A 10,436-nucleotide genomic window follows, 5' to 3' on the forward strand; every position below is an offset into this window, starting at 1 on the left:
CGCACGTTCTGAGCGCTCAGAACGTGCGCAACCACCTGTTCGGCACGACGGCCGGTGGCGCCCCCTCCCGCGGGGCGCCCGCGTCCGGCAGACTGCGCCTCATGAGCGACCAGCCCGCCGCGCCGAAGCCCGGGACCAGCGACGTCACCGGCCGTGCTCCGCACGAGCCCCCGCACGGCGACCTGCACGCGCAGACCGTGCCGCCCGTCGCGATACCGCCCGTCGCCGCGGCGCCCGTCCCGCGACGGCAGGTGGTGTCGTGGGCGATGTGGGACTGGGCGACCCAGCCCTTCAACACGGTGATCGTCACGTTCGTCTTCACGGCGCTGTACCTCACGAGCGACGCGTTCCTGCGGCCGGAGGTGGCAGCGCTGCCCGATGGCGACCCGGTGCGCGAGCGGGCGCTCGCGGGGCTCAGCAGCGGGCTCGGGCTGTGGATCACGATCGGCGGGATCCTCGTCGCGCTGCTGGCCCCGGTGCTGGGCAGGCGCGCGGACGTCGAGGGGCGGCGCAAGGCGTGGGTCGGCGGCGCGACGCTGGTGATGGTGCTGAGCATGGCCGCGCTGTTCGCCGTCCGCGCCGACCCGGTGTGGTTCGTGCTCGGCGCCGCGCTCGTGTCCCTCGGCAGCGTCGCGAGCGAGATCGCCGGGGTGAACTACAACGCGATGCTCGTGCAGGTCTCCACGCGCGCCACCGTGGGCCGGGTCTCCGGCCTCGGGTGGGGGCTCGGGTACCTGGGCGGCATCGTGGCGCTCGTCCTCGTGGTGGTGGCGAAGACGTTCGACTGGTGGGGCATGCCCACCGGCGACGGCCTCGCCTACCGGGTCATCGCGCTCGGCTGCGCCGTGTGGGCGGTGGCCTTCGCCTGGCCGCTGTTCCGCTACGTGCCCGAGGCGCCGCCCGCGGACGACCGCCCCCGCGTGGGCTTCTTCGCCGGCTACGTCGTGCTGGTGCGCGACGTGCAGGCCCTGTACCGCCACGAGCGGCCGACCTTCTGGTTCCTGCTCGCCAGCGCCGTCTACCGCGACGGGCTGTCCGCCGTGTTCACGTTCGGCGCGATCATCGCCGCCGTCTCGTTCCGCTTCAGCGACGACGCCGTGATCGCGTTCGGCATCGCCGCCAACCTGCTCGCCGGGCTCAGCACCATCGCGTCCGGGCGCCTCGACGACCGGTTCGGGCCGCGCGCAGTGATCATCGGCTCCCTCACGGGGCTCGTCGTGTGCGGTCTCCTGGTCGTCGCCCTGCACCCGGCCGGCGCCGTGGTGTTCTGGGTGGCCGGCCTGGCGCTGACCTGCTTCGTCGGGCCGGCGCAGGCCGCGTCCCGCTCGCTGCTGGCCCGCGTGGCCCCCGCCGGCCGGGAGTCGGAGATCTTCGGGCTCTACGCCACGACGGGGCGCGCCGTGTCGTTCCTCGCCCCGTCGATGTGGACGATCCTCATCGCGATCACCGGCGCGACCATCTGGGGCACGCTCGGCATCGTCCTGGTGATCCTCGTCGGGCTGGTGCTCATGCTCAAGGTGACGGTGGGCCGTCGGGAGCCTGCGCCGCCCGCCGCCGCGCCGACGCGCTCCTGATCTCGGCGGCCACGGCGTCCAGGTCGGCCAGGGGCGCCAGGTGGCGCAGCTTCTCGGGGTTGATCACGCCGTGGATCGTCGTGATGCGGCCGTCGGAGACCTGGAGCGCGTAGACGCCGATGACGCCGCCGCCCACCGTGTCGTCGGCGTAGGCGACCATCCCCGGGCCGCCGTTGACGACGGCCATCTCCAGGCGCGCCGGCGCGCCCCGCCTGGCGAAGCCGGACAGCAGCCGCGCCACGGCGACGTTCCCCGACACCGGGCGCGAGACGGCGAGCCCCGTGGGCACCTTGCCGCCGCCGTCGCCGGTAAGCGCCACGTCGTCGGCGAGCAGCTCCACGAGGGCGTCCACGTCGCCCAGCTCGGTCGCCGCGATGAACCGCCGCACCAGCTCCTCGGCGTGCGGGTCCGGCCGGCCGGCGCGTCCCTCGGGGACGTCGTCCTGCCGGGCCGCGACGCGACGCCGCGCCCGCGACGCGAGCTGCCTCGCGGCGAGCTCGGTGGTGCCGATCACCTGCGCGGACTCGCGGTGCGGGTAGCCGAAGACGTCGTGCAGCAGGAAGGCGGCCCGCTCGGCCGGGGTGAGGGTCTCCAGGAGCACCAGGAATGCGGTGGACAGGTCGTCGGCGAGCTCCGCGTGCGCGGCGGCCTCCCGCCCGGCCGAGCCGGCGGCCACGACGTCGCCCACGAGCGGCTCGGGCACCCACTCGCCCACGTACGACTCGCGCCGCACCCGCGCCGAGCGCAGCACGTCCAGCGCGATCCGCGTCGCCACCGTGGTCGTGTACGCGGCGGGGTTGAGCACCTCGTCGTCGACGGTGCCCGCGGGCGCGACGCGCAGCAGGGCCTCCTGCGCCACGTCCTCGGCCTCCGTCACGCTGCCGAGCATCCGGTACGCGGCGCCGAACGCGACCCGCCGCAGGTCCTCCAGGTCCGCCGGGGCGGTGGCGGGGCGTCCGGTGCGTCGTCGCGGGGAGCTGTCCGTGCGGGGCATGCCGCCCATCCTTCCCGGGACGGTCGTTCCGTCCCCGCAGGGTCGACGGCGCGGCGCCGCCCGACGTGACACGCCACCCCGGAGTCAGGGCCCGAGACCCGGCCCGCGACCGGGTGCGGCGGCGCGCCGCGCGCCCCAGCATGGGCCCATGGGAGACGTCGAGGACTACCTGACCACGCTGTCCGGCCCGGAGCGCGAGGCCGTGGCCCGGGTGTACGAGCGGGCCCGCGCGCTCGTGCCCGACGTCGAGGAGGGCCGCAGCTACGGCATGCCGGCGCTGCGCTACCGCGGCAGCCCGCTCGTCAGCGCCATGGTCACGCGCACGCACGTCGGCCTGTACCCGTTCAGCCCGGACGTGGTCGCGGCGCTCGCGGGCGACCTGCGCGGGTTCCGTAGCACCAAGGGCTCGATCTCCTTCCAGCCGGACGCGCCGCTTCCGGACGACGTGGTCGACCGCCTCGTGCTCGCCCGGCGGGACGAGATCGACGCCGCTCGGGCCCGCTGAGCCCCCTGGCTCAGGCCGGGGGCACGTTGACGTTGCCGCGGAACAGGTTCTGCGGGTCGTAGCGCCGCTTGACGTCCCGCAGCCGGTCCCACGTGGCACCCGGGTAGGCGGCACGCGCGGTGTCGAGGCCGCCGTCGAGCGCGAAGTTCACGTAGGCGCCGTCCGCCTGGCGCAGACGGTCGGCGAGCGCGTCGACCCACGGCGTGTACCCGGCGGCGGTGGCCGCGTCGGGGGCGACGGCGGCGACGTTGCCGACCAGCCGCGCCTGGCGGTGTGCGAACGCGGTGGCGTCGGTGGGCACGTCGGACACGGCGCCGCCGAGCACCCGCAGCTGCGCGGCGCGCATCAGGGCGTCGGAGTCCTGGAGCTCGCCGAGCAGGTGCGCGGCCGCGGCCTCGTCGACGCCGTCGGCGAAGAACGTGCGCCCGGTCGCGACGACGGGGCCGCCCGCCGGCCCACCCTCGAGCAAGCTGGGGTAGGCCGCCGGCCGCACGCCGTCGAGCAGCGCGCCGCCGGCCCGCGCGGCGACGTCGCGCAGGGGGGCCAGCGCGGCGTCGGCGTCCTCGGGCGCCCCCGACCAGCAGACGTTCGCCATCACGACCAGCCGCCCGTGCCACTCGGCGGGGATCATGGGCATCGGCGGCGCGGGCATCACCATGACGATCGCGGTCAGCCCGGCCGGGGCGGCGTCGGCGGCCGCGAGCACCCCGGCGACGCTCCCGGGCGTGGCGGGCAGGAGCATGACGCCGCCCACCACCTGCGACACCTCGTGCAGCGCGAACCGGAACCGCGTCACGACGCCGAAGTTGCCGCCGCCGCCGCGCAGCGCCCAGAAGAGGTCGGGCTCGTGCTCGGCGTCGGTGCGGACCACCTCGCCGTCGGCGGTCACGACCTCGGCGCCCAGCAGGCTGTCGATCGTCATGCCGAGGGAGCGGGACAGCAGCCCGACGCCGCCGCCGAGGGTGATCCCGCCGACGCCCACCGTCCCGGTGTCGCCGAACGGGGTGGCGAGGCCGTGCTCGCCCGCGGCGCCCGAGTAAGCGCCGGCGGTGATCCCGCCGCCCGCCCACGCGGTGCGGCCCTCGACGTCCAGCTCGAGGCCGTCCAGGGCCCGCAGGTCGAGGGTGAGGGCGCCGTCGCCCGTGCCGAGGCCGTACACGGAGTGACCGCCGGAGCGAACCGACACCTCTGCGCCGGCGTCGCGCGCGAACCGCACGGCGGCGGCGACGGCAGCCGTGTCGGAGGGCCGCACGATCGCGGCCGGACGGTGCTCCACCCCGCCGGGCTCGATCGCCCGGGCGGCGGCGTACCCGTCGTCGTGGGGCGCGACCACGACTGCATCGCCGCCCAGGGCGGCGCGGAGATCGTCGGCGGACAGGCCGGCGGGGGACGTGGGGGGAATCGAGGGCGTGGACATCAGGTCTCCCGGGCAGACGGTGGGTGTCCGGGTCGCCGCGGCGGCCCGGTGCTGCGGACGTGCGGGGTGGTGCCGACGGTCGTGCTGTCCGCGACCGCCAACGGGTCGTGCCGGCGGTCGCGCGACGGGCGTGCAGGGTGGTGACCGTGCGCGCGCGTGATCCTCATCGGGCAGCATCCCCCAGACCTGACGGGGTGGCGAGGGAATTCGTGACGGCATCCTCCGGCGCACGACGCGGCGCACTGTCGGGTGCACGGGACGGGGCGGGCCGCGTGCGCCCGGCCAGCGCCGTCGCCACGAGCGCGAGCACGGCCGCGAGCGCCAGACAGACGGCGTAGGCCGCCGCGCCGACCCGGTCGTGCAGGGCCCACAGCAAGGCGCCCGTGCCGGTGAGCGCGAGGGCGGACGCGGCCGCGTCGGCCACCTGGAGCACCGACATGGACACGCCCTGCGCGGCCGGGGGCGCGAGCTCGAGGACGAGCAGGTTGAGGGTGGGGAACATCAGGCCCATGCCGAGCCCGCTCAGCACCCAGGGCGCCGCCGCGGCGACCAGGGGCACGCTCGGCAGGACGAGGAGCGCGACGCCCGCGGTGCCCAGCGCGAGGGACGCGCCGCCGAGGCGGAGGAACCCCGCGTGCGACATCCCACCCAGCCCGCGCCCGCGCGCCCACGACCCGGCCGACCACCCGAGGACGTGCAGCGTGAGGACCGCGCCGGCGAACGCCGGGGCCAGACCGCGCTCGCGCGTGAGCGCCAGCGGCAGCAGCACCTGGGCACCCACGAACGCGGCGGCGACGAGCGCCCGCACGAGCACGACCGAGCCCAGGCCGCGGTCGCCACGCAGCACCTGCCCCACGACGTCCCGCCACGCCGCCGCCTCCCCGCTCTCGGCGGCGGGCGGCCCGGCAGGCGGGGAGGACGGCGTGGCCGGCCCGGACCGGCGCCCGGCCGCGAGGGCGGGCCGCAGCGCCAGCAGGGCCGGCACGGCCAGCACGGGCACGGCGAGGAACACCCACCGCCACCCGAGGTACTGCGTGACAGCCCCGGCGAGCAGCGGCCCCACCACCCCCGGCACCACCCACGCGGCGGCGAACCACGCGAAGACCTTCGCCCGGCGCTCCTCGGGGAAGACGCGCGCCACCAGCACGAAGATCGCGACCCCCTCGATGCCGCTGCCCACGCCCTGCAGGGCGCGGCCGACCAGGAGCACCGGCATGCTCGGCGCCAGTCCTGCGACGAGCAGCCCGGCGAGGAACAGGGAGATGCCGGCAAGCAGCGGCGGCGTCGGTCCCCGCCGGTCCGTCCAGCGGCCCGCGACGAGCATCCCCACGACGCCCGCGGCCGAGCCCGCCGCGAAGGCGAGGGTGTACAGCCGCAGCCCGTCGAGCTCGGCGGCCACCGTGGGCATCGCGGTGGCCACGGCGAGCGCCTCGAACGCCCCGAGCGCCACGTACGCCACCATCCCGGCCAGGACCGTCCGCTGCGCGCGCGGCCCCAGGTGCGCGGCGCTCACCCGAGCACGACCTTGCCCACGGTGCGGCGCTCCGCCAGCTCGCGGTGCGCCCGCGCGGCCTCCGCGAACGCCACCCGGTGGGTCAGCACGCGCCACTCGCCCGACGCCGCCCGCTCGAGCGCGCGCTGCTGGTAGGCCCGCAGGTCGCCGAACGCCGGGGCCCCCGGCCCGACGACGGGGCGCACCTCGACCCTGTCGCCGGTGGGGGTGACGGCGCTCGCGGCCACCGGGTTGGGCCGCCCCGAGGCCCAGCCGAGCACCACGAGCCGCCCGCCGGACGACAGGAGGGCGGACGCGTCGCGGGCGGTGTCGCCACCGACGCCGTCGAGGACGACGGTCGCGGCGGGGACCCCGAACCGGGCGAGGGCGGCGCGCGCGTGGTCGGGCCAGGCGGGGTCGAGGACGTCGAGGACGGCGACGTGCCGGCCGCCGTCGGGCACGAGGCCGCGCACGGCGCGGACCTTGCGGGCGCCGCCGGCCAGGGCGACGACGCGGGCCCCGGCCGCCACCGCGGACTGCACGAACAGCGAGCCGAGCCCTCCGGCCGCGCCGGTGACGACCACGACGTCCTCGGCCCCGATCCCCGCGACCTCGAGCGTCATGAGCGCCATCCGCCCCGTGCCGATCATGGCGATCGCCTCGGCGACGCCGAGCCGGTCGGGCAGGCGGTGCAAGGCGGCCTCGGGTGCGACGGCGAGGCGTGCGTACCCGCCGCCGTCGGGAGTGGCGCCGAGGTGTGCCGCCACGCGGGCCTCGAGCCAGGAGTCGTCGACGCCCGGGCCGACGGCGACGACGGTGCCCGCCACCTCCCGCCCCGGGATCGCGGGCAGGCGGGGCAGGGGGAGCGGACCGGCGGCCTCGCCGCGGCGCAGGGTGGCGTCCAGGAGGTGCACGCCGTGGGCCCGGGCGGCGACGAGGACCTGGCCTTGCCCGGGGACCGGGTCGGGGACCTGCTCCAGGACGAGCGTCTCGGGCGGGCCGTAGGTGTGGTGGCGGATGGCGTCCATGCGCCCATGCTCGGACCTGAACTATGGTTGAGGTCAACAGGGCGCGGCAAGGAGTGCGGTAGGGGAGAGCGACGGAGGTGCGAGGGTGCCGGAGCAGGTCGCCGAGAAGGTCCCGTGGGACCACGTGGAGCTGACCGTCGGGGAGCTGTCCGCCCGGAGCGGGGTGGCGGTGTCCGCGCTGCACTTCTACGAGCGGCGCGGCCTCATCGCGAGCCGTCGGACGGCGGGCAACCAGCGGCGCTACCGCCGCGACGTGCTGCGCCGCGTCGCCTTCATCCGGGTGTCGCAGCGCGTCGGCATCCCCCTGGCGCGCATCGGTGCGGCGCTCGACACGCTGCCCGCCGACCGCGCCCCGAACGTCCGCGACTGGGCACGGCTGTCGACGGCGTGGCGCAGCGATCTCGACGCCCGCATCGCGCAGCTCGAGCACCTGCGCGACGACCTCACCGACTGCATCGGGTGCGGCTGCCTGTCCCTCAGCCGGTGCGTGCTGGCCAACCCGCACGACGCCCTCGGCGACGACGGGCCGGGACCGCGGCGGCTGCTCACCGGCGGCGTCGCGGACGACCCGGGCACGGACGTGCCGCGCGCGCGGCGCTGACCCGACGGACGACCGGGACGCGGGTCCGGGCGCCGCCGTACCCTCGGGCCATGACACACGTCCTCGTCCTCAACGGTCCCAACCTCGGTCGGCTCGGCGTGCGCGAGCCGGAGATCTACGGCCACGCGTCCATGGCCGACCTCGAGCGCGAGGCGGAGGTGTGGGGGAGTGAGCTCGGGGTGACCGTCGACGTGCGGCAGACGGACGACGAGTCCGAGCTCGTGGGTTGGCTGCACGAGGCCGTCGACGTGCGCGCGCACGTCGTGCTCAACCCGGCGGCGTTCACCCACTACAGCTACGCGCTGCGCGACGCCGCGGCGCAGGTGACGTCGTCGGGCCTGCTGCTGGTCGAGGTGCACCTGTCGAACCCCGCGTCGCGCGAGTCGTTCCGCCACTACTCCGTGGTCGCGGGGATCGCGACGGGCACGGTCGCGGGCTTCGGGTTCGACTCCTACCGGCTCGCGTTGTCGGCCCTGACGCACAAGCTTCAAGGCTGAAGCGCTTGGGCTCAAGGGTCTGAACTTGGGCGGGAACAAGATTCCACTCTTGTGCGGGCGGAATCAACGTCTTAGCCTTGATCCATGATCGTGGTGACGGCGGACCAGCGGGGCAGCACCGGGGCGGGTGACCGCGTGCCCGAGGTGCTGGAGCTCGTGGCCTCCCGGGTCGCCAGGCGGCCCGGCGTCGTCCTGCCCTTCGACCGCACCGTGGGCGACGAGATCCAGGGACTCCTCGAGGCCGACGACGACGGGTCCGCGCTGGCCGTCGACGTCGTCCTCGACCTCGTCCGCGACGGCGGCTGGTCCGTGGGCGTCGGGCTGGGCGCCGTCGGCCGGCCGCTGCCCGCCGCGTCGCGCGCCGCGTCAGGGCCGGCGTTCGTCCGCGCGCGGGAGGCGGTCGAGCGCGCGAAGCGGCGCGGCCGGGGGAGCGTGCCCCTCGCGGTCGTGGGCGACGACGCGGAGCCGCACGCCACCATCGCCCGGGACGCGCAGGCGCTGCTTCACCTCCTGGGAGCGGTCGTCGCGCGCCGCTCCGCCGCCGGGTGGGAGGCGGTCGATACGCTCCTCGCGCAGCGGGGCCCCGCGCCGCAGCGCGCGTCCGCCGCGGCGCTGGGCGTGAGCGAGCAGGCGGTGAGCCAGCGGCTGCGGGCGGCGCTGTGGGCCGAGGACGAGGCGGCCCGGCCGCTGGCGGCGCGCCTCCTGCGCGCGGCGGGGGCGGACCCGGCCGACGGCGGGGGCGAGGACGGCGGGCCGGACGAGGGCCCGGCGCAGGACACGGCGCTGGACACGGAGGAGGTGCGCGGACGGTGAGCTTCGCGATGGTGGCCACGGGCGTCGCGGTGTGGGTCGTCGCGCTCGGGGCGAGCGTGGGTGGCGGCGCGTGGCTGGTGCCGTGGGTGCTGCGGCACGCCGAGGGCGAGCCGCAGGCGGCCGCGGAGGCGGTCGCCGTGCTGCGGGGCGGCACGTGGATCGGTCTCCTGGAGCGCCTGGCCGTCACCGGCTCGCTGCTCGCCGGCTACCCGGAGGGAGTCGCGGTGGTCGTCGCGGTGAAGGGCCTCGGCCGGTTCTCCGAGCTGCGGGAGCACCCGGTGGCCAGCGAGAGGTTCGTCGTCGGCACGCTCGCCTCTCTGGCCTGGTCGGCGGCGCTCGGCATCGCCGGACACGCCGTGCTCGTGGCGCTGTAGAATGCTCTGGGCCCTTTGCGGCCCACCGAACGTCGACATCTGCTCCGTACCCCGACCCCGAGGACGATCAAGAACGTGGCTACCTCCAACGACATCAAGAACGGCACCGTGCTCCGCATCGACGGTCAGCTCTGGTCGATCATCGAGTTCCAGCACGTCAAGCCGGGCAAGGGTGGCGCGTTCGTCCGGACGAAGATGAAGAACGTCCTCTCCGGCAAGGTCGTCGACAAGACCTTCAACGCGGGCATCAAGATCGAGACCGCGAACGTGGACCGCCGCGACTTCCAGTACCTGTACATGGACGGCGCCGACTACGTGTTCATGGATACCGACACGTACGACCAGATCACCGTGCCGGCCGCCACCGTCGGCGACGCGAGCAACTACATGCTCGAGGGCATGAACATCATGGTCGCCTCCAACGACGGCACCCCGCTGTACGTCGAGCTGCCGTCGTCCGTGGTCCTGGAGATCACCTACACGGAGCCGGGCCTGCAGGGCGACCGCTCCACCGGCGGCACCAAGCCGGCCACCCTCGAGACGGGCGCGGAGATCCAGGTCCCGCTGTTCCTCGAGCAGGGCACCAAGGTGAAGGTCGACACGCGTGACGGGTCGTACCTCGGCCGCGTGAACGACTGACGGGCGCCTGCTGACATGGGTGCACGCACCAAGGCGCGCAAGCGCGCCGTCGACATCCTCTTCGAGGCCGAGCAGCGCGGGCTGGACCCGCAGGTGCTCGTCGCGGACCGCGTGATCGAGCCGCACACCGAGGCGGCGGTGCCGCAGTACACGGTGGACCTCGTCGAGGGCGTGGTCGCCCACCTCGAGCGCATCGACGAGCTGCTGGCCACCTACTCCCAGGGGTGGACCGTGGAGCGCATGCCCGCGGTCGACCGGGCGCTGCTGCGGATCGGCACGTGGGAGCTGCTCTACAACGACGACGTCCCGGACGCCGTCGCGGTGGACGAGGCGGTCGACCTGGCCGGCCAGCTCTCGACCGACGACTCGCCGTCGTTCGTCAACGGCCTCCTCGGCCGGCTCGTCGACATCAAGCCGACGCTGCTCATCTGAGCGGCCTGCATCGCCGAACAGGCGGTTGCTCCCGGAATGCGGCCCCGAGCGCCGCGATACCGGGAGCAAC

At 75.8% G+C, this 10,436-nt stretch carries 12 protein-coding genes; 8 read left to right on the forward strand and 4 right to left on the reverse strand.

What is annotated here, in order from left to right:
• Positions 1-101 precede the first annotated feature (101 nt).
• Complete coding sequence (locus ACFWDO_RS20120; RefSeq protein ID WP_380324809.1) at positions 102-1,574, forward strand: MFS transporter; 1,473 nt, start codon at positions 102-104, stop codon at positions 1,572-1,574.
• On the opposite strand, the gene sigJ is transcribed toward ACFWDO_RS20120, so the two are convergent.
• On the reverse strand, positions 1,513-2,568 hold the full coding sequence (sigJ, locus tag ACFWDO_RS20125; protein ID WP_380324812.1) for an RNA polymerase sigma factor SigJ: 1,056 nt from the start codon (positions 2,566-2,568) through the stop codon (positions 1,513-1,515). The genes ACFWDO_RS20120 and sigJ overlap by 62 nt on opposite strands.
• A 148-nt stretch (positions 2,569-2,716) precedes the next feature.
• On the opposite strand from sigJ, the gene ACFWDO_RS20130 reads away from it, so the two are divergent.
• Entirely contained in the window at positions 2,717-3,073 is a 357-nt protein-coding gene (locus tag ACFWDO_RS20130) for an iron chaperone (RefSeq protein WP_380324815.1), read from the forward strand.
• 10 nt (positions 3,074-3,083) lie between these two features.
• Here ACFWDO_RS20130 and ACFWDO_RS20135 read toward each other — a convergent pair whose 3' ends face one another.
• The 3 genes from ACFWDO_RS20135 to ACFWDO_RS20145 form a co-directional block, all read right to left on the reverse strand.
• Positions 3,084-4,490 (reverse strand): FAD-binding oxidoreductase, encoded by a 1,407-nt coding sequence (locus ACFWDO_RS20135; protein WP_380324818.1) that lies wholly within the window; start codon positions 4,488-4,490, stop codon positions 3,084-3,086.
• Positions 4,491-4,653: 163 nt separating this feature from the next.
• The gene (locus tag ACFWDO_RS20140) at positions 4,654-6,003 is read right to left on the reverse strand and encodes an MFS transporter (protein WP_380324821.1); all 1,350 of its coding nucleotides are present in this window, start codon (positions 6,001-6,003) and stop codon (positions 4,654-4,656) included.
• Positions 6,000-7,010, reverse strand: a complete 1,011-nt coding sequence (locus ACFWDO_RS20145) for a zinc-binding dehydrogenase (protein ID WP_380324824.1) — start codon at positions 7,008-7,010, stop codon at positions 6,000-6,002. Before ACFWDO_RS20145 ends, ACFWDO_RS20140 begins: the two co-directional genes overlap by 4 nt.
• 85 nt (positions 7,011-7,095) lie before the next feature.
• Between ACFWDO_RS20145 and soxR the strand changes: the two genes are divergently transcribed.
• From soxR to nusB, 6 genes are all read left to right on the forward strand, one after another.
• Positions 7,096-7,611, forward strand: a complete 516-nt coding sequence (gene soxR / locus ACFWDO_RS20150; protein WP_380324827.1) for a redox-sensitive transcriptional activator SoxR — start codon at positions 7,096-7,098, stop codon at positions 7,609-7,611.
• Between the two features lie 50 nt (positions 7,612-7,661).
• On the forward strand, positions 7,662-8,108 hold the full coding sequence (locus ACFWDO_RS20155; protein WP_380324830.1) for a type II 3-dehydroquinate dehydratase: 447 nt from the start codon (positions 7,662-7,664) through the stop codon (positions 8,106-8,108).
• Positions 8,109-8,192: 84 nt separating this feature from the next.
• Positions 8,193-8,921, forward strand: a complete 729-nt coding sequence (locus ACFWDO_RS20160; RefSeq protein WP_380324833.1) for a hypothetical protein — start codon at positions 8,193-8,195, stop codon at positions 8,919-8,921.
• Positions 8,918-9,295, forward strand: coding sequence for a hypothetical protein (locus ACFWDO_RS20165; protein ID WP_380324836.1), 378 nt, complete (start codon positions 8,918-8,920; stop codon positions 9,293-9,295). The genes ACFWDO_RS20160 and ACFWDO_RS20165 overlap by 4 nt, the downstream gene beginning before the upstream one ends.
• A 75-nt stretch (positions 9,296-9,370) precedes the next feature.
• Positions 9,371-9,934, forward strand: coding sequence for an elongation factor P (gene efp, locus ACFWDO_RS20170; protein WP_380245649.1), 564 nt, complete (start codon positions 9,371-9,373; stop codon positions 9,932-9,934).
• Between the two features lie 15 nt (positions 9,935-9,949).
• On the forward strand, positions 9,950-10,366 hold the full coding sequence (gene nusB, locus ACFWDO_RS20175; RefSeq protein WP_380324839.1) for a transcription antitermination factor NusB: 417 nt from the start codon (positions 9,950-9,952) through the stop codon (positions 10,364-10,366).
• Positions 10,367-10,436: the final 70 nt, after the last annotated feature.

Origin of the sequence: Isoptericola sp. NPDC060185, from assembly GCF_042728595.1 — a bacterium.
In the GTDB taxonomy this organism is placed as follows: domain Bacteria; phylum Actinomycetota; class Actinomycetes; order Actinomycetales; family Cellulomonadaceae; genus Isoptericola.